This is a genomic window from Collinsella sp. i06-0019-1H4 (assembly GCF_042849575.1).
Lineage (GTDB): Bacteria > Actinomycetota > Coriobacteriia > Coriobacteriales > Coriobacteriaceae > Collinsella.
Genome location: NZ_BAABYB010000001.1, coordinates 2,270,087 through 2,289,695, shown reverse-complemented (window position 1 = coordinate 2,289,695; position 19,609 = coordinate 2,270,087). Strand labels below are relative to the sequence as shown.

Genomic DNA, 19,609 nt, shown 5'->3' with positions numbered 1-19,609 from the left:
TATGGCCAACCTTCGCGACATTAAGAAGCGAATCTCCTCGGTTACCACGACCAAGCAGATCACGCGCACGATGGAGATGGTCTCTACGGCCAAGATCCGTCGTGCCCTCGATCGCTCCAAGCAGGCCGAGCCCTATAAGGAGGCGCTGACCGACGTCATGTTGACGGTCGCCGGCGACGCCTCCTGCTCGGGCACCGATCCCATGCTACAGAAGCATGAGAGCGTCAAGCATGGCCTGATTGTCGTTATTGCCTCGGACCGCGGCCTTGCCGGCGGTTTCAATACGACGGTGGAGCGCACGGCCGAAAAGCTCGCCGCTTCTTGGGCGAACGATGGCATCGAGTGCGAGATCATTGCGTGTGGACGTAAGCCGGCCACGTATTTCCGCGACCGCGCAAACGTCGTCATGCACTTTGAGGGCAATTCCTCCGAGCCCGATTTTAATCAGGCTCGCATGATTTCCTCTCATATCTGCGATGCGTATCGTGCCGGCGAGCTTGACCGCGTCGAGCTTGTCTACCACCACGCCAAGAACCGCGTGGATCAGGAGCTTCGCGTCGAGCACTTGCTGCCGCTCGATCCCGAGATGATCGCTATGGCCCACGGTCCGCGTAAGAACGAGACCGACGCCCCTAAGCGCATCTCGTCCACGTTCGAGTTCGTGCCCTCTCCCGAGCATGTTCTCGGCAAGCTTGTACCGTCGTATATCCTGACGGTCATCTACCAGGCCCTGATCGATTCGGCGGCTGCCGAGCAGGGTGCACGTCGCAAGGCCATGCACTCCGCGACGGAAAACGCCACCGCGATCATCTCGACCCTTACCCGCACGTATAGTCGCGTGCGCCAGGCTTCGATCACGACCGAGATTAACGAGATCGTCGGCGGAGCCTCAGCATTGGAGGAACAGTAATGGCTAATAACACCGTAAAGCTTGCGGTCGAGGAAGCCACCAAGAAGACGACTGCCGGTGATGGTCGCATCGTGCGTATCATCGGCCCTGTCGTCGACGTCAAGTTTGACGGTGCGGTGCCCCCGATCTACAACGCGCTCACGGTCGAGGCCGAGACCCCGATCGGTCACCTGAGCACGATCCTCGAGGTTGAGAGCCAGCTTCCGGGCGGCGTCGTCCGCACGGTCGCCATGTCCTCGACCGACGGTCTGCAGCGTGGTCTCATTGCCACCGATACCGGTGAGCCCATGAAGATGCCCGTTGGTCCCAAGACACTCGGCCGCATTTGGAACGTCATGGGCAAGCCCGTCGACGGCAAGCCTATGCCCGAGGTGGAGGAGTTCCATCCCATCCACCACGCAGCGCCCCGCTTCGACGAGCTCACCACCAAGACCGAGATCTTCGAAACCGGCATCAAGGCCGTTGACCTGCTCGAGCCCTACATCCGTGGCGGCAAGACGGGTCTGTTCGGCGGCGCCGGCGTCGGCAAGACCGTTCTGATTCAGGAACTCATTAACAACCTCGCCCAGGAGCATGGCGGCACCTCGGTGTTCACCGGTGTCGGCGAGCGTACCCGTGAGGGTACCGACCTTTATCTCGAGATGAGCGAGTCGGGCGTTATCGACAAGACCTGCTTGGTCTATGGTCAGATGAACGAGCCGCCCGGAGCGCGTCTGCGCATCGGTCTGGCCGGCCTTACCACCGCTGAGTACTTCCGCGATCGCGGCCAGGACGTTCTGCTGTTCATCGACAACATTTTCCGCTTCTCCCAGGCAGGTTCCGAGGTTTCCGCACTGCTGGGCCGTATGCCGTCCGCCGTCGGTTACCAGCCCACGCTGGCTACCGAGATGGGTGACCTCCAGGAGCGCATTACCTCGACCAAGACGGGCTCCATTACCTCCGTCCAGGCTGTCTATGTCCCTGCAGACGACCTGACCGACCCGGCACCTGCCACGACGTTTACGCACCTCGACGCCACCACGGTTCTTTCGCGTAGCATTTCGTCGCTCGGCCTGTTCCCGGCTATCGACCCGCTCGCGTCTTCTTCTGACGCTCTCGATCCCTCGATCGTCGGCGAGGAGCACTACCGTGTTGCCGTCAAGGTCCAGGAGCTCCTGCAGGAGTACTCCGACCTTCAGGACATCATCGCCATTCTGGGTATGGACGAGCTGTCCGAGGAGCAGCGCCTTACGGTCAACCGTGCTCGTAAGATCCAGCAGTTCCTCTCGCAGTCCTTCCACGTTGCCGAGAAGTTCACCGGCAACCCCGGCGTCTACGTCCGTGTCGAGGATACCGTCCGCTCCTTCGCCGAGATTGTCGACGGCAAGGCCGATGACCTGCCCGAGCAGGCATTCCGCTATGCCTCCACGATTGAGGACGTGCGCGAGCGCGCCCGCAAGATGGAGGAGAAGTAGGTTATGCGTATCCGCATCGTGTGCCCCGTGAGCCTCGCCTATGAGGGTGACGCTGCGTTTGTGTCGATTCCGTCTACGGATGGCGAGTTTGGCGTTTTACCTGCTCACTCCAGCGAAATCTGCACGATCGACCGCGGTTACGTTCGCGTTTCCGATAAGGCCATGGGCACTGTCGACCACACGTTTGCCGTGGCCGGCGGCTATGCCCAGGTTGCGGAAGATGTCGTGACCGTCCTCGCCGAGCGCGCTTGCGATTTGGCGACCGTCGACGCCGACAAGGTTAAAGCTGATATTCAAGGTTTTGAAGAGAAGCTGGGTAATTTGTCGGAGGATGATGCACGCCGCGCCTACCTCTATAATGAAATCGCATGGTGTAAGCTCAAGCTTGCCCAATAGTCAAACGTTTTAGCGTTCGACCATTTGCGAACACATCATGCCCGGGATGGCCCAGCCACCCCGGGCATGCTTTTTGAAAGGGTAGACCTTGGATATTATCCGCGTTGAGGGTGGCCACGCCATCGGAGGTTCCGTGCCTGTCTCGGGTGCTAAGAACTCCGCGCTCAAACTTATGGCGGCAACGCTTCTGGCGCCGGGCAAGACGACGCTGCGGAACGTGCCCGATATTTCCGATGTCCACGTGATGGGCAAGGTGCTCAAGGGCATGGGCGCTACGATCGATGTTCTCGACGAGCACACGCTCGAGATCGATACCTCCCAGGTCGATTCTTGGGAGGCGCCCTACGAGCTTGTCGCCAAGATGCGCGCCTCCACGGCTGTGATGGGTCCCCTGCTGGGTCGTTTCCATCGCGCCAAGATCGCCATGCCGGGCGGCTGCAACCTGGGTGCTCGCAAGATCGATATGCATATCTTGGGTCTCGAGGCTCTGGGCGTCGAGTTCGACACCGCCCACGGCTACATCAACGCCAGTGCTCCCCAGGGTCTGCACGGCACCACCGTCACGCTCGAATTCGCGAGCGTGGGCGCCACCGAGAACCTCATCATGGCTGCCGTGCGCGCACAGGGCACCACGGTTATCGACAACGCTGCCCGCGAGCCCGAGATCGTCGACCTTGCCAACATGCTCAACGAGATGGGTGCCAAGATCGTCGGCGCAGGCACGCCCGTCGTGACCATCGAGGGCGTGGAGGAGCTGCATCCCGTTACCCATTGCGTGGTGGGTGACCGCATCGAGGCCGGCACCTTTATCGTCGCCGGCGCCCTCATGGCCGATGAGCGCGGCGTCGATGTTACGGGCTTCTGCCCCATCCACCTGGGAATGGTGCTCAAAAAGATGGAACTTATGGGCATCGAGTGCGAGCGTATCGAGAACGGTGTCCACGTCAATCGCGCCGAGCGCATCAAGCCGGTCGATATCCAGACGCTTCCGTTCCCGGGTTTCCCGACCGACATGCAGGCGCAGATCATGGTGCTTTCGGCCCTTGCCGACGGAAGCTCCGTAATTACCGAGAACATCTTCGAGAACCGCTTCATGTTCGCCTCCGAGCTCGTGCGTATGGGTGCCGATATTCGTATCGAGAGCCATCACGCCATGATTCACGGCGTCAAGGGCTTCTCGGGCGCACAGGTCACCTCACCCGACCTGCGTGGCGGCGCGGCTCTTGTGGTTGCCGGTCTTATCGCCGATGGCGTTACCGAGGTCTCGGCCATCCATCACATCAAACGTGGCTACGAGCAGTTTGTCGAAAAGCTGCAGGCGCTTGGCGCGCATGTCGAACATGCCACCGTTCCCGATCCCGTCATCTACTAATGCAGGTTGCCTATGTTTAACAAGAAGCCCCTAGCGGATAACACCCGAAGACCCTCGACTGGTGCGCAGGCCAAGATCTACAGTCGCGACAATGTCGCACGCTATTCCGAGCGCGCCCGTCAGCGCCGTCGCGGCCGCACGGTTCGCCGTGTCGCGCTCATCGCCGTGCTCGGTGTGTTGCTGAGCGCCACGACCGCTGCAGGTCTGTGGTTTGCCACTATCATGGGCAAGCTTGGCGACTCCAATGTCATTACCAACAACCTGCGCCAGATTCTGGTCGATACCGATGAGGCAAAAGATCCGTTCTACGTGTTGCTTCTTGGTACCGACGGTCGTCCGGGCGAAGATACGTATCGTGCCGACTCGATTATCCTGGCACGCATCGACCCCACGCAAAAGCAGGCGACGCTCATTTCCGTTCCGCGCGACACCAAGGTCGTGTACAAGGGCGAGACCATGAAGATCAACGCCTGCCACACCGTTGGCGGCGCCGAGGCCATGGTCCAGGCGGTCAACGAGCTGTGCGGCGTGCAGATTTCTCACTATGCCGAGGTCAGCTTTGACGGCATGCAGTCGCTTATTGATTCGGTTGGCGGTATCGACATCAACGCGACCGACGACGTCGACGATCCCGAGCACCTGGATATTAAGATTACCGCTGGTCAGCAGCATATGGACGGCGCTACTGCCCTTACCTATGCCCGCTGCCGCTACACCTATGCCGACGGCGATTACACGCGCATGCGCCATCAGCGTCAGGTGCTTGGCGCCCTTGCCAACCAGATTCTCAATAACTTCGATGCCACGAAGATCTTTGGCCTGGTTAATTCGCTGTCCGATATGCTCGTAACCGATATGAGCGTTCAGGATATCGTGTCCACGGTCAACGCCATGCGCGGCATGGATGTCGAGGGCATCTACTCGGCCAACCTGCCCTCGTACGCCGACGACAGCACTATGATCGACGGCGTGAGCTATGTCTTTGTTTACGAAGACGAGCTTAAGGAAATGATGGCCCGCGTCGACGCCGGTGAGGATCCCAAGGGCCCCAACACCATGGGCCTTTCAGACGGCTCCAGCTCCACGATCGGTGACCTCAACAACAATACGTCCGAGGACTACGCATATGGCACCGCGACCTCGTCGGGTGGCTCGGACGATTCCGACGATTCGAGCGACGGCTCCGATTACTACGAAGAGCCCACCGGTGACGGCAACGGCTACGAAGCCAACTACTAGGGTTACGCGGGCTTACCAGCCCGCGTAGCGGCTCGACGCTGCGCGACGCCCAGAGCTACAATTTGTCATTCAAAAGGCAGGGCATGACCAGAAGGTCAATGCCCTGCCTTTTTCATGCCAACTTGTTCGCTCTGGACGTCGCTCGCTGACGTTGGCTCAACCTGCGATGCCGACTACTTTTCTTGCACCAAAAAACGCCCCGTTCTCGGTTGAGGACGGGGCGATTCGTCTTTTGGCCTCATGCAGCCAGTCTTATGCGAAACGGGCGACGAGCTCCTGCAGGACGTCGGTCATCTTGACGAGCGAGCTGACCGGGACAAACTCGTTGACGCCGTGGTAACAGTAGCCGCCTGTCGAGAGGTTGGGGCAGGGCAGGCCGCGGAACGACAGCTGTGCGCCGTCGGTGCCGCCGCGAATCGGCAGTACTTGGGGCTCAACGCCGCAGGCAAGGTAGGCTTCCTTGGCAACATCAATAAGCTCGGGATAGTCACGAACGATCTCGGCCATATTTCGATACTGCTGCTTAATCTCGACCGTTACGCGCTCCTCGCCCAGTCGCTGGTTGAGCAGTGCGGCGGCGGCATTCATCAGCTCGAGTTTCTGCTGGAACTTGGCGGCATCGTGATCACGGACGATATAGCGCGCCGTGGCATGGTCGACCGTTGCCGAGACGCCCTCAAGGTGATAGAAGCCCTCGTAGCCCTCGGTGTATTCCGGGCGCTGCTCGTAGGGGAGCAGGGCGTTGAAGTCGCAGAACAGGTTGCCCGCGTTGACCATGCGCCCCTTGGCGTCGCCGGGGTGAATGGACTGGCCCTCAAAGCGAACGGTTGCCTCGGCGGCGTTGAAGCACTCCCACTCAAGCTCGCCAACCGGACCGCCGTCGACCGTGTAAGCGTACTTGCAGCCGAAGGCCTCGATATCCAACAGCTCGGCACCGTGACCGATTTCCTCGTCCGGGCAGAAGCAAATGCCGAGCGCGGGATGGGGCAGGGAGGGATCCTGCGCGATGCGTGCGACAAGCGCCATGATTTCGGCGACACCCGCCTTGTCATCGGCGCCCAGCAGCGTAGTTCCGTCGGTACAGACAAGGTCCTCACCCACCAGGTTGTTGAGGGCAGGAAGTTTGGCGGTGCTCATGGACACGGGCTTGCCGTCGACGATGCCGCAAACCAGATCGCCGCCCTCGTAGTGCACGATGTGCGGCGCTACGCCGGCGCCCGGCGCGACCTCGGTGGTATCGAGGTGCGCGATCAGGCCCAGGGCGGGCTTATTCTCGGAACCGGCGCTAGCGGGAATGTGCGCGCAGACATAGGCGTTTTCGCTTACATGGGCATCGGTTGCACCCAGCTCGCGCAGTTCTTCGGCAAGCACGTTGGCAAGGTCGAACTGTACGGTGCTCGACGGCACCTGGTCGCAGTTGGCATCCTCGGACTGCGTGTTGATCTGGACATAGCGCAAAAAACGCTCGAGGACGTCGGGGTCCGTGGTGGTGTTTTCCATAAAGATCGCTCCAATCTTGGTCGTCGTGTGCAACAAGAACTCTAGCACGGTATGCCGCGGCATACCGCGACGCTTGGATGGGGTAGAATCAGCCATTGAGTGCAGAAGGGACGGATGTTCATGGATACGACAAATAGCTCGCGCGAGCTACACCTAACGGTGGCGAACGAAGACTACTTGGAGTGCATGGTTCGCATCGAAAGCGAAGATGGGGAGACCGGCGGCGTGCGGTCGGTCGATATCGCACAGCGCCTTGGCGTCTCGAAGGCATCGGTCAACAAGGCGGTTTCGGCTCTCAAGGCATCTGAACTTGTCGAACAGTCTCACTACGGCAAAGTTATCCTGACTGACCGTGGGCGCGAGGTCGGCTCGGCTATCTGGTATCGCCATCGTCTGGTCCGCACGTTTTTGGTTCAGGAGCTCGGTGTCGAATTTGAGCGAGCCGATTCCGAGGCCTGCATGATGGAGCATGCTCTATCCGAGGACACGATGAACCGCTGGCTCGCCTATCTCGAAAAGCAGGGAATCAGCGTCGAGGAATAGCGGGATATATATGGATACGAGTTATTACAACCGCTTTGGTGCCGAGGAACTTACGCGCCGCTTGTCGAGCGAGACCTTGTTGGCGCAGGGCCCCATGGGCAGTGTTCTGTTGAGTGAGTACGATGCCGCCGACATTCCACCGGCGTTTTGGAATCTGGCAGAGCCGCAGACCGTTTCTCGTATCCATCGCTTGTATGTCGCCGCCGGCGCGCAGGTGCTCATTACCAACACCTTTCAGGCATCAAGCTATGCCCTCAAGCACGACCAGATTGCGCCGTCCGTGGCGGAGGTCAATCGCGGGGCCGTCGACGATGCTCGCCAGGCGCACCCACAGCTGCTGCTGGGCTCGATGGGCCCGATTTGTATTGAGTGGTTTGCCGAGGACTCTGCCGAGTATCGTGAAATCCGAGGCATTGCGCGCGAACAAGCGCACGCCTTGCTCAATGCTGGTGTTGACGGTCTGCTGATCGAGACGGTGACGTCTATCCGTAATTTGCAGCCCATGCTTGCCGGCGCCCGAGATGCCGCCGACGGTATGCCTGTCCTGGTGAGTTTTGTCGTTGACGATAAAGGCGACCTGTTGGGCGATGGCCTCAACATCGAGGCAGCCGTTTTGTACGCCGAAAAACACGGCGCAAACTCGGTTGGTGTTAATTGCTGTTCGCTTGCGGCCGCGAACGCGGCGGTGCCCAGGATGGTTGCATCGGCGACTACTCCCGTCACGGTGCGTCCCAATGCGGGAAATCCGGTTCAGACACAGGATGGTCCCGTGTGGCATGAGGACCCCGAAGCCTTCGCTCGCGCATGCGTCGAGTGGAAGCGGGCGGGCGCCGCAATGGTAGGCAGCTGCTGCGGAACCACGGCGGTTACGACAGCCGCTATGGCAGATGCGCTCAATATATAGAACCCGAAAATGGGAGTATCGAATCACCGCCCCCGCTGGGGCGGTTTTTTTGTTGGCGGTGCGCACCTCGACGCTTTTGCCTAAACGGTGAACGAGCGTGCCGGCGGCTTGCCGGATGCCCGTTGCGGGTATACCTCATGCGTACCATGATCCAAACACTGCGAGGTGTCTGCGCGTGTGCGCGATAATTCACTTTGGAACTGACGGTTGGCGAGCTCGCGTCGACGGAGACTTTACTATCAACAACGTCGCTCGTGTCACTGATGCTATCGGCAGGCTATGGCAAAAGACGAATCCCGGTAAAACGGTATATGTAGGATTTGATACTCGGCCGCAAGCGCGCGAGTTCGCCGAGCTCGCGGCGGGTGTGATTGCCGCCCACGGGCTCGATGCCGTGCTCGTGTCTCGACCGGTGCCGACTCCCGCTCTTACGTGGGCGGCTGCGTATGACGGCGAGGCATGCGGCGCGCTTATGGTGACGGGCTCACATCATCCGCAGGGCTATCTATGCCTCAAGCTGCGGATGGGTGATGGCTCGACGGCCAACCAGGATGTCATCGAAGAGCTCGAGGAGACGATGGCCGCCGAGCCGCTGGGGCTTGAGGGGCAATACCGCACGGCAGATATCATTCCCGACTATATGCGAGCGGTGGCATCGTTTGTCGACGCGGATGCCATTCGCGCCGCGCATATGCGTGTGGTGGTTGACCCCATGGGCGGAGCTGCGCAGGGATATCTTGCCGACTTGCTTCGAGAGCTTGGCGTCGAAGTCCATGAGATTCACGCCGACGAGACGACCGATAGGGGAGATATCTGCCCCGACCCGGTCGAGCCGTGGGTGGATGCTTGTGAGCGCGCAGTTGTCGAAGACGGGGCGTGCGCCGGTCTGGTGACTGATGGCGACGCCGATCGTATCGGCGCGGTTGATGAGCGCGGCAGATATATACATCCACATCAGATTATGGCGCTCGTTTTGGGCGATTTGGTCCAGTATCGCAATCTAAAGGGACGCGTCGTCGTCAACCTTTCATGCTCCACGCTTGTGCGTCGCATTGCCGAGGCGCTCGGTTGCCGCGTGGTCATCAAGCCCGTCGGTTTTAAATATATAGCCGCCGAGATGAAGAAGGGCGGCGTTCTCGTGGGCGGTGAAGAGGCCGGTGGTATCGGTATCGCCGCGCACATGCCCGAGCGCGACGGCATCCTTGCCTGCCTGATTTTGTGCGAGCTCATGGCCAAGACCGGCGCGCCCTTGGGCGTGCTTATCGATCAGCTCGAGGCGAGCTTTGGCAAGACGAGTTACGGACGTCGAGATTTGCGCCTTGAGGCCGAGGATGCCGAGACGTTGCGCACGCTGCTTCCCGGCGTGAATCCCAAGTCGATATGCGGCAAGGCGCCGCAGAGCGTAAGCCATATGGACGGCTTACGTCTGGCATTTGAGGATGACACCTGGCTGCTGATCCGTCCCAGCGGGACCGAACCGGTGGTGCGCGTGTACGCCGAGGGCTTTTCGGTGGAGGAGCGCGATGAACTGCTAGATGCCGGCTGCGCTTTGGCCAGGGGCGCATATCGGCTCTAGCCAAGGGGCCTCTCTATATAAAGATGTGCTCGGCGAGCGGTAGCAAACGACTGGCAAACGTCAGTCAGAGGCATAGTTGTGTAGGAAATGTGTGCGCTCAGATTCCCGCCCCCGGGGCCCCTCCGGTCTGGCAATATATCTCCTTGCCGCGCGGCCCGGTGGGACCGGATCAGCCGCGGGGCGTGCACCTTGAGAACCGGATACTGCGAGGATGGACACATTCAGTGTCGCATCCGGGCAGACATCGAACCATTTGAAATGGTCTAACTTGGATTTGTTTTTCGCAAGGCCGCCGAGAGGCGGCCCCGAGAAATTCCTTTTCCTATACTAAAACCATATGAATCGAACGGAACCGATCAGCGATGAACTGAGAGGACCGGACGGGCTCGAAGCCCATTTACTTTGGACGGAGAGTTCGATCCTGGCTCAGGATGAACGCTGGCGGCGCGCCTAACACATGCAAGTCGAACGGCACCTGCCTTCGGGCAGAAGCGAGTGGCGAACGGCTGAGTAACACGTGGAGAACCTGCCCCCTCCCCCGGGATAGCCGCCCGAAAGGACGGGTAATACCGGATACCCCGGGGTGCCGCATGGCACCCCGGCTAAAGCCCCGACGGGAGGGGATGGCTCCGCGGCCCATCAGGTAGACGGCGGGGTGACGGCCCACCGTGCCGACAACGGGTAGCCGGGTTGAGAGACCGACCGGCCAGATTGGGACTGAGACACGGCCCAGACTCCTACGGGAGGCAGCAGTGGGGAATCTTGCGCAATGGGGGGAACCCTGACGCAGCGACGCCGCGTGCGGGACGGAGGCCTTCGGGTCGTAAACCGCTTTCAGCAGGGAAGAGTCAAGACTGTACCTGCAGAAGAAGCCCCGGCTAACTACGTGCCAGCAGCCGCGGTAATACGTAGGGGGCGAGCGTTATCCGGATTCATTGGGCGTAAAGCGCGCGTAGGCGGCCCGGCAGGCCGGGGGTCGAAGCGGGGGGCTCAACCCCCCGAAGCCCCCGGAACCTCCGCGGCTTGGGTCCGGTAGGGGAGGGTGGAACACCCGGTGTAGCGGTGGAATGCGCAGATATCGGGTGGAACACCGGTGGCGAAGGCGGCCCTCTGGGCCGAGACCGACGCTGAGGCGCGAAAGCTGGGGGAGCGAACAGGATTAGATACCCTGGTAGTCCCAGCCGTAAACGATGGACGCTAGGTGTGGGGGGACGATCCCCCCCGTGCCGCAGCCAACGCATTAAGCGTCCCGCCTGGGGAGTACGGCCGCAAGGCTAAAACTCAAAGGAATTGACGGGGGCCCGCACAAGCAGCGGAGCATGTGGCTTAATTCGAAGCAACGCGAAGAACCTTACCAGGGCTTGACATATGGGTGAAGCGGGGGAGACCCCGTGGCCGAGAGGAGCCCATACAGGTGGTGCATGGCTGTCGTCAGCTCGTGTCGTGAGATGTTGGGTTAAGTCCCGCAACGAGCGCAACCCCCGCCGCGTGTTGCCATCGGGTGATGCCGGGAACCCACGCGGGACCGCCGCCGTCAAGGCGGAGGAGGGCGGGGACGACGTCAAGTCATCATGCCCCTTATGCCCTGGGCTGCACACGTGCTACAATGGCCGGTACAGAGGGATGCCACCCCGCGAGGGGGAGCGGATCCCGGAAAGCCGGCCCCAGTTCGGATTGGGGGCTGCAACCCGCCCCCATGAAGTCGGAGTTGCTAGTAATCGCGGATCAGCATGCCGCGGTGAATGCGTTCCCGGGCCTTGTACACACCGCCCGTCACACCACCCGAGTCGTCTGCACCCGAAGTCGCCGGCCCAACCGAGAGGGGGGAGGCGCCGAAGGTGTGGAGGGTGAGGGGGGTGAAGTCGTAACAAGGTAGCCGTACCGGAAGGTGCGGCTGGATCACCTCCTTTCTAGGGAGATAAATCTTCTAGAGAGATCAACTTAACTCGAATAGAGGGCAGGAGCCCGTCCGGCAGATGTCTTCCCGGGGAAGTCCCCGCAGCACCCGGTCCCCGGGGTCGCACCCGCGTACCTTGAGAGCCGCATAGCGATAGGAGAGAGATGGAAGAGATTCATCTTCCAGACTCGATTCTTTTCTGCGATTTAAACAGAGAATGATAGCAATCATTCATCCGATCCAAACAAGAAGAATTCACTTATATATGAGTGAGGAGCATCTGATCGCGAGCACAGTACATACACTGTGCCGCGGTATGAGATACCCGAATTGCGACATACGAGCGCTATTCATGATATCGATTAATTAATTTTAGCGACACGTGGATATCCCGCGGGCCCGATGCGGTCCCGCAAGATACCACGGGCGCACGGCGGATGCCTTGGCACAGGGAGCCGATGAAGGACGCGGCAAGCTGCGATAATCCCCGGCGAGGAGCACACATCCTTCGACCCGGGGGTCTCCGAATGGGCGAACCCATGCACAGCAGTGTGCATATCCCCGGCCTGAACACATAGGGCCGGGGAGGACAACCCGGGGAACTGAAACATCTAAGTACCCGGAGGAGAGGAAATCAATCTCGAGACTCCCCGAGTAGCGGCGAGCGAAAGGGGACCGATGGCCAAACCGTCGAGCGGGCATACCCGGCAGGGGTTCCGCCGACGGGGTTGCAGGGCCGCGCATCCGGGGGCTGCCGCCCCCGGGCGCAGGTCCGGCTGGGGAGCGGAACGGCATGGGAGGGCCGGCCGCAGCGGGTGACAGCCCCGTACGCGAACCCAGACCGGACGGCGCGACGCGGTCCCTGAGTAGGGCCGGGCACGTGAAACCCGGTCCGAACCTGGGTGGACCACCATCCAAGCCTGAGTACTACCCTGTGACCGATAGCGCACCAGTACCGTGAGGGAAAGGTGAAAAGCACCCCGGGAGGGGAGTGAAACAGTACCTGAAACCGTGCGCCCACGAGCAGTCGGAGCACCCTTTTAGGGTGTGACGGCGTGCCTTTTGTAGAATGAGCCAGCGAGTCGCTGGCGCGGGGCGAGGTTAACCGAAAGGGAGCCGGAGCGAAAGCGAGCCTTAACAGGGCGACTTGAGTCCCGCGCCGCGGACGCGAAGCCGGGTGAGCTATCCGTGGGCAGGCTGAAGCGGGGGTAAGACCCCGTGGAGGGCCGAACGCACGTCGGTTGAAAACGGCGGCGATGACCTGCGGATAGGGGTGAAAGGCCAATCAAACCCGGAGATATCTCGTTCTCCCCGAAATAGCTTTAGGGCTAGCGTCGCGCGTTCACCGCCGGAGGTAGAGCACCGGATGGACGAGGGGGCTTCGCCGCCTACCGAATCCAACCGAACTCCGAATGCCGGCGGCCCAGAGCGCGGCAGTCAGAGCATGTGGGCTAAGCTGTGTGCTCGAGAGGGAAACAGCCCGGACCGCCCGCTAAGGTCCCCAAGTTCCAGCCGAGTGGCAAAGGATGTGCGTCCGCCCAGACAACCAGGATGTTGGCTTAGAAGCAGCCATGCATTCAAAGAGTGCGTAACAGCTCACTGGTCGAGTGGACATGCGCCGACAATACACGGGGCTAAGCTGGACACCGAAGCGGCGGGATTTTATTCATTAGAATCGGTAGGGGAGCTTCCCATGGGCGGAGAAGCCGTCAGGGCGACCGACGGTGGAGCGCATGGGAGTGAGAATGCTGGCATGAGTAGCGAGAGACGAGAGAGTAACTCGTCCGCCGTGAACCCGAGGTTTCCTGGGCAAGGCTAATCCTCCCAGGGTCAGTCGGGGGCTAAGGCGAGGCCGGGAGGCGTAGCCGACGCGCAGCAGGCAGACATTCCTGCACCGCGCACGCGGCGCTACGACCGACGGGGCGACGGATGGGGGTGGCTCGGCGGGGTTCTGGACGTCCCCGTGATGGAGCGCGGCCCGCGGACCAGGGAAATCCGGTCCGCAGAAGGGCGAGGCTCCGGACGAAGCGACTGAGCGAAGCGAGTGAGCCCGAGGTCCCTAGAAAAACCCCTAGGCAGGCGCGTGCGCGCCCGTACCGCAAACCGACACAGGTGGGTGGGTAGAACATACCGAGGCGATCGGGTCAACCATGGTCAAGGAACTCGGCACAATGGCCCCGTAACTTCGGGAGAAGGGGTGCCCGCGCGTACGTGAACCGGCTTGCCCGGGGAGCGGAGGCGGGCCGCAGTGGAGAGGCCCAAGCGACTGTTTACCAAAAACACAGGACTCTGCAGAAGCCGCAAGGCGACGTATAGGGTCTGACGCCTGCCCGGTGCCGGAAGGTCACGCGGAGGGGTTAGCCGTTAAGGCGAGGCCCCGAAGCCAAGCCCCGGTAAACGGCGGCCGTAACTATAACGGTCCTAAGGTAGCGAAATTCCTTGTCGGGTAAGTTCCGACCTGCACGAAAGGCGCAACGACTTGGGCGCTGTCTCGACCATGGACCCGGTGAAATTGCACTGGTCGTGAAGATGCGACTTACCCGCGGAAGGACGGAAAGACCCCGTGAACCTTCACTGCAGCTTGGCATTGGCCGCTGGTCCCGCGTGTAGAGGATAGGCAGGAGGCATCGATCCGGAGGCGCCAGCCCCCGGGGAGCCGCCCTTGGAATACTGCCCTCGCGCGACCGGCGTCCTAACCCGAGGCCGTCAACCGGCTCGGGGACCGTGCCAGGCGGGCAGTTTGACTGGGGCGGTCGCCTCCTAAAGGGTAACGGAGGCGCGCGAAGGTCCGCTCGGGACGGTCGGCAACCGTCCTTTTGAATGCAAGAGTACAAGCGGGCTTGACTGCGAGGCCCACAAGCCGAGCAGGTGCGAAAGCAGGCTCTAGTGATCCGGCGGCCCCGAGTGGGTGGGCCGTCGCTCAACGGATAAAAGGTACTCCGGGGATAACAGGCTGATCTTGCCCAAGAGTCCACATCGACGGCAAGGTTTGGCACCTCGATGTCGGCTCATCGCATCCTGGGGCTGGAGCAGGTCCCAAGGGTACGGCTGTTCGCCGTTTAAAGCGGTACGCGAGCTGGGTTCAGAACGTCGTGAGACAGTTCGGTCCCTATCCTCCGTGGGCGCAGGAGAATCGATGGAGGCTGCCCCCAGTACGAGAGGACCGGGGTGGACGCACCTCCGGTGAACCGGTTGTCGACCAACGGCACGGCCGGGTAGCCGCGTGCGGCGCGGATAACCGCTGAAGGCATCTAAGCGGGAAGCCGTTCCAGGGATTAGTTCTCCTTCCGGTAAGGGCCCAGGTAGACTACCTGGTCGATAGACGGCAGGTGCAAGGACGGCGACGTCCTCAGCCGAGCCGCACTAATCGCCCGAGCTCTTCCGGAACCGCACCTCGCGGCCCGCGGGACAAGCGCTCATGCGCGGTCCGGGCACGAGGATGCCCCCGAGTCACTCCCCCCTATACGCCATGCGGCCCCCAGGGCACGTGAGTGGACACCGGACACCGTAACGGTGGGCGCCGCCCACCGGTCAGCGGCCAGAGCATGGGGGGCACGCCCGGTCCCGTTCCGAACCCGGAAGCTAAGCCCCATCGCGCCGAGAGTACTGCGGGGTCAGCCCGTGGGAGGCCAGGGCGCCGCTGACCGGTGGACGGCACCGAGCCGCCATTGGGAATGTAGAAGGGGGAGGCCTCGCGGCCTCCCCCTTTTTGCGTTTATAGGCAACATTCCTTTTGCAATTAAATCAATTTAATCATCCACCGCTGAATATAGACGTTCACCGTTCTTTTGTCGGTTCTCTGTTCTCAATGGACTAATATTTGCTTTAGCGCACTGCTGCGCTTGTCCTGTTTTACACGGGTCGTTTTATTGATTGTGACGGAAGGACTCACATGGCAGATGTTCATGAGCTGCTTGATACTTGGATTGCCAATGTCAAGGACGAGGAGCTCCTCGCTGAGCTTAACACGATGAAGGAGCAGGGTGATGAGGACGCCATCACCGACGCTTTCTTCCAGGATCTCGCCTTCGGTACTGCTGGCCTTCGCGGCACTATCGGTGCGGGCACTAACCGTATGAATATCTATACGGTCGGTCGTGCGACCCAGGGATTCGCTGACTACCTCAATGCGACCTTCGAGCATCCGACGGTCGCCATCGCTCGCGATAGCCGCAATAAAGGTGAGCTGTTCGTTAAGACGACGGCTGCCATTCTTGCAGCAAACGGCGTGACTGCTCTCGTGTATCCTAAGATTTCTCCCGTGCCGACGCTTTCCTGGGCCGTCCGCGACCTTAAGTGCTCCGGTGGTATTTGCATGACCGCTAGCCATAATCCGGCGCCTTATAACGGCTATAAGGCCTATGGCCCCGACGGCTGCCAGATCACCAGTGAGGCCGCCGATGCAATTTCTAAGGCTATCGCCGAGACCGATGCGTTTACCGGCGTGAAGTCTATGGACTTTGATGAGGCTGTTGAGCAGGGCCTGGTCAAGTGGATTGACGACTCCTGTCTCGAGCGTTATTACGAGGCCGTCCTTGCTCGCGGCGTGACGAACCTTTCTGCCGAGGAAATTGCCGGCGCTCCGCTTAAGCTTGTCTACACGCCGCTCAACGGTACGGGCCTTATCCCCGTTACTACGGTTCTTGAGCGCGCTGGCATCACCGATGTCACGGTTGTTCCCGAGCAGAAGGAGCCTAACGGCGATTTCCCGACCTGCCCGTATCCTAACCCCGAGATCCGTCAGGCTATGCAGAAGGGCATCGATCTCTGCGAGCAGGTTCACCCCGATCTGCTGCTTGCGACCGATCCCGACGCCGACCGTGTTGGCGTTGCTGTCAAGAATGGTGATGACTACCTGCTGTTGACCGGTAACGAGATGGGCGTCCTGCTGCTCGACTATATTTGCAAGACCCGTGCCGCTCGCGGCGAGGATCTCACAAAGAAAGTCGCGGTCACTACCATTGTTTCTTCCGCCATGGTCGATGCTCTGGCCGAGGAGTATGGCTTTGAGCTCCGTCGCTGCCTGACGGGCTTCAAGTACATCGGTGACATCATTACCTCGCTTTCCGATGCTGGTGAAGTCGATCGCTTTATCTTCGGTTTCGAGGAGAGCTACGGCTATCTGGCCGGTGATCACGTACGCGACAAGGACGCGGTGAGCACTTCGCTGCTGATTTGCCAGATGGCTCAGTATTACAAGCTGCAGGGTAAGAACCTCGCCGACGCGATGCACGAGCTTTACGAGAAGTATGGCTACTATCACAACAAGACGATTTCGCTGAGCTATCCGGGTGCTGAGGGTGCTGCAAAGATGGCGGGCATCATGGCCGGTCTGCGCGAGAATCCGCCTGCGGAGCTCGCAGGGTCCAAGATCGAGGCTGTTGTGGACTACAACACCTGCTTGAACGGCCTGCCCAAGGCAAACGTCATCGAGTTCGATCTCGAGGGCGGCAACAAGGGCATTGTCCGTCCGTCTGGTACCGAGCCTAAGATCAAGCTGTACATCTTCGCTAAGGGCGCGGATGCAGCTGAGGCGGATGCGGCGCTTGATTCCATCGAGGAATCTGGTCGCAAGCTGTTGGCCTAAGGGTTTGAAATCCTATTTCCATAGATAGGCGGAGGAGGGGATCTCGGATACGAGGTCCCCTCCTTTTTGGATTTAAAGGCGGATGATTCTTGGTTGTGTAGGAAATGTGTGCGCTCAGATTCCCGCCCCCGGGGCCCCTCCGGTCTGGCAATATATCTCCTTGCCGCGCGGCCCGGTCGAACCGGATGTACCGCGCAGGCGTGCACCTTGAGAACCGGATACTGCGAGGATGGACACCTACGGGTGTCGCATCCGGGCAGACATCGAACCATTTGAAATGGTCTAACTTGGATTTGTTTTTCGCAAGGCCGCCGAGAGGCGGCCCCGAGAAATTCCTTTTCCTATACTAAAACCATATGAATCGAACGGAACCGATCAGCGATGAACTGAGAGGACCGGACGGGCTCGAAGCCCATTTACTTTGGACGGAGAGTTCGATCCTGGCTCAGGATGAACGCTGGCGGCGCGCCTAACACATGCAAGTCGAACGGCACCTGCCTTCGGGCAGAAGCGAGTGGCGAACGGCTGAGTAACACGTGGAGAACCTGCCCCCTCCCCCGGGATAGCCGCCCGAAAGGACGGGTAATACCGGATACCCCGGGGTGCCGCATGGCACCCCGGCTAAAGCCCCGACGGGAGGGGATGGCTCCGCGGCCCATCAGGTAGACGGCGGGGTGACGGCCCACCGTGCCGACAACGGGTAGCCGGGTTGAGAGACCGACCGGCCAGATTGGGACTGAGACACGGCCCAGACTCCTACGGGAGGCAGCAGTGGGGAATCTTGCGCAATGGGGGGAACCCTGACGCAGCGACGCCGCGTGCGGGACGGAGGCCTTCGGGTCGTAAACCGCTTTCAGCAGGGAAGAGTCAAGACTGTACCTGCAGAAGAAGCCCCGGCTAACTACGTGCCAGCAGCCGCGGTAATACGTAGGGGGCGAGCGTTATCCGGATTCATTGGGCGTAAAGCGCGCGTAGGCGGCCCGGCAGGCCGGGGGTCGAAGCGGGGGGCTCAACCCCCCGAAGCCCCCGGAACCTCCGCGGCTTGGGTCCGGTAGGGGAGGGTGGAACACCCGGTGTAGCGGTGGAATGCGCAGATATCGGGTGGAACACCGGTGGCGAAGGCGGCCCTCTGGGCCGAGACCGACGCTGAGGCGCGAAAGCTGGGGGAGCGAACAGGATTAGATACCCTGGTAGTCCCAGCCGTAAACGATGGACGCTAGGTGTGGGGGGACGATCCCCCCCGTGCCGCAGCCAACGCATTAAGCGTCCCGCCTGGGGAGTACGGCCGCAAGGCTAAAACTCAAAGGAATTGACGGGGGCCCGCACAAGCAGCGGAGCATGTGGCTTAATTCGAAGCAACGCGAAGAACCTTACCAGGGCTTGACATATGGGTGAAGCGGGGGAGACCCCGTGGCCGAGAGGAGCCCATACAGGTGGTGCATGGCTGTCGTCAGCTCGTGTCGTGAGATGTTGGGTTAAGTCCCGCAACGAGCGCAACCCCCGCCGCGTGTTGCCATCGGGTGATGCCGGGAACCCACGCGGGACCGCCGCCGTCAAGGCGGAGGAGGGCGGGGACGACGTCAAGTCATCATGCCCCTTATGCCCTGGGCTGCACACGTGCTACAATGGCCGGTACAGAGGGATGCCACCCCGCGAGGGGGAGCGGATCCCGGAAAGCCGGCCCCAGTTCGGATTGGGGGCTGCAACCCGCCCCCATGAAGTCGGAGTTGCTAGTAATCGCGGATCAGCATGCCGCGGTGAATGCGTTCCCGGGCCTTGTACACACCGCCCGTCACACCACCCGAGTCGTCTGCACCCGAAGTCGCCGGCCCAACCGAGAGGGGGGAGGCGCCGAAGGTGTGGAGGGTGAGGGGGGTGAAGTCGTAACAAGGTAGCCGTACCGGAAGGTGCGGCTGGATCACCTCCTTTCTAGGGAGATAAATCTTCTAGAGAGATCAACTTAACTCGAATAGAGGGCAGGAGCCCGTCCGGCAGATGTCTTCCCGGGGAAGTCCCCGCAGCACCCGGTCCCCGGGGTCGCACCCGCGTACCTTGAGAGCCGCATAGCGATAGGAGAGAGATGGAAGAGATTCATCTTCCAGACTCGATTCTTTTCTGCGATTTAAACAGAGAATGATAGCAATCATTCATCCGATCCAAACAAGAAGAATTCACTTATATATGAGTGAGGAGCATCTGATCGCGAGCACAGTACATACACTGTGCCGCGG

The 19,609-nt window shown here is 60.9% G+C and carries 10 protein-coding genes and 4 rRNA genes; 13 read left to right on the top strand and 1 reads right to left on the bottom strand.

From position 1 onward, the window contains the following. The first annotated feature begins 1 nt into the window (after position 1). The 5 genes from atpG (at position 2) to ACGHEN_RS10085 (ending at position 5,371) form a co-directional block, all read left to right on the top strand. Positions 2-910, top strand: coding sequence for an ATP synthase F1 subunit gamma (atpG, locus tag ACGHEN_RS10105; protein WP_006235716.1), 909 nt, complete (start codon positions 2-4; stop codon positions 908-910). After that, positions 910-2,364 carry a F0F1 ATP synthase subunit beta gene (gene atpD / locus ACGHEN_RS10100; protein ID WP_390399171.1) on the top strand — a complete coding sequence of 485 codons (1,455 nt, stop codon included), beginning with the start codon at positions 910-912 and terminating at the stop codon, positions 2,362-2,364. Before atpG ends, atpD begins: the two co-directional genes overlap by 1 nt. 3 nt (positions 2,365-2,367) lie before the next feature. Continuing rightward, entirely contained in the window at positions 2,368-2,760 is a 393-nt protein-coding gene (atpC, locus tag ACGHEN_RS10095; RefSeq protein ID WP_055286336.1) for an ATP synthase F1 subunit epsilon, read from the top strand. Positions 2,761-2,848: 88 nt separating this feature from the next. Next, positions 2,849-4,132, top strand: a complete 1,284-nt coding sequence (murA, locus tag ACGHEN_RS10090; protein ID WP_390399169.1) for a UDP-N-acetylglucosamine 1-carboxyvinyltransferase — start codon at positions 2,849-2,851, stop codon at positions 4,130-4,132. A gap of 12 nt (positions 4,133-4,144) precedes the next feature. After that, positions 4,145-5,371 (top strand): LCP family protein, encoded by a 1,227-nt coding sequence (locus ACGHEN_RS10085; protein WP_390399166.1) that lies wholly within the window; start codon positions 4,145-4,147, stop codon positions 5,369-5,371. A gap of 252 nt (positions 5,372-5,623) precedes the next feature. Here ACGHEN_RS10085 and pepT read toward each other — a convergent pair whose 3' ends face one another. Then, complete coding sequence (gene pepT, locus ACGHEN_RS10080) at positions 5,624-6,871, bottom strand: peptidase T (protein ID WP_390399164.1); 1,248 nt, start codon at positions 6,869-6,871, stop codon at positions 5,624-5,626. Positions 6,872-6,991: 120 nt separating this feature from the next. On the opposite strand from pepT, the gene ACGHEN_RS10075 reads away from it, so the two are divergent. From ACGHEN_RS10075 to ACGHEN_RS10040, 8 genes are all read left to right on the top strand, one after another. After that, positions 6,992-7,414 (top strand): metal-dependent transcriptional regulator, encoded by a 423-nt coding sequence (locus ACGHEN_RS10075; protein ID WP_118081609.1) that lies wholly within the window; start codon positions 6,992-6,994, stop codon positions 7,412-7,414. A gap of 10 nt (positions 7,415-7,424) precedes the next feature. Further along, positions 7,425-8,318: a homocysteine S-methyltransferase family protein gene (locus tag ACGHEN_RS10070; RefSeq protein WP_373204965.1), complete on the top strand. Its 894-nt coding sequence runs from the start codon at positions 7,425-7,427 to the stop codon at positions 8,316-8,318. Positions 8,319-8,493: 175 nt separating this feature from the next. Beyond that, entirely contained in the window at positions 8,494-9,894 is a 1,401-nt protein-coding gene (locus tag ACGHEN_RS10065) for a phosphoglucomutase/phosphomannomutase family protein (protein ID WP_390399160.1), read from the top strand. Between the two features lie 403 nt (positions 9,895-10,297). Continuing rightward, positions 10,298-11,804 (top strand): 16S ribosomal RNA (locus tag ACGHEN_RS10060). Positions 11,805-12,201: 397 nt separating this feature from the next. Next, a 23S ribosomal RNA gene (locus tag ACGHEN_RS10055) occupies positions 12,202-15,178 on the top strand. 143 nt (positions 15,179-15,321) lie between these two features. After that, a 5S ribosomal RNA gene (rrf, locus tag ACGHEN_RS10050) occupies positions 15,322-15,437 on the top strand. The 16S, 23S and 5S rRNA genes sit together here, the layout of an rRNA operon. A gap of 246 nt (positions 15,438-15,683) precedes the next feature. Beyond that, the gene (locus ACGHEN_RS10045; protein ID WP_390399158.1) at positions 15,684-17,378 is read left to right on the top strand and encodes a phospho-sugar mutase; all 1,695 of its coding nucleotides are present in this window, start codon (positions 15,684-15,686) and stop codon (positions 17,376-17,378) included. A gap of 422 nt (positions 17,379-17,800) precedes the next feature. Next, a 16S ribosomal RNA gene (locus ACGHEN_RS10040) occupies positions 17,801-19,307 on the top strand. The last annotated feature ends 302 nt before the right edge of the window (positions 19,308-19,609 follow it).

Excerpts from the sequence above, each read along its gene's own strand:
- atpG (WP_006235716.1), top strand. The coding sequence starts at position 2 with ATGGCCAACCTTCGCGACATTAAGAAGCGAATCTCCTCGGTTACCACG.
- atpD (WP_390399171.1), top strand. The coding sequence starts at position 910 with ATGGCTAATAACACCGTAAAGCTTGCGGTCGAGGAAGCCACCAAGAAG.
- atpC (WP_055286336.1), top strand. The coding sequence starts at position 2,368 with ATGCGTATCCGCATCGTGTGCCCCGTGAGCCTCGCCTATGAGGGTGAC.
- ACGHEN_RS10085 (WP_390399166.1), top strand. The coding sequence starts at position 4,145 with ATGTTTAACAAGAAGCCCCTAGCGGATAACACCCGAAGACCCTCGACT.
- pepT (WP_390399164.1), bottom strand. The coding sequence starts at position 6,871 with ATGGAAAACACCACCACGGACCCCGACGTCCTCGAGCGTTTTTTGCGC.
- ACGHEN_RS10075 (WP_118081609.1), top strand. The coding sequence starts at position 6,992 with ATGGATACGACAAATAGCTCGCGCGAGCTACACCTAACGGTGGCGAAC.
- ACGHEN_RS10070 (WP_373204965.1), top strand. The coding sequence starts at position 7,425 with ATGGATACGAGTTATTACAACCGCTTTGGTGCCGAGGAACTTACGCGC.
- ACGHEN_RS10045 (WP_390399158.1), top strand. The coding sequence starts at position 15,684 with ATGGCAGATGTTCATGAGCTGCTTGATACTTGGATTGCCAATGTCAAG.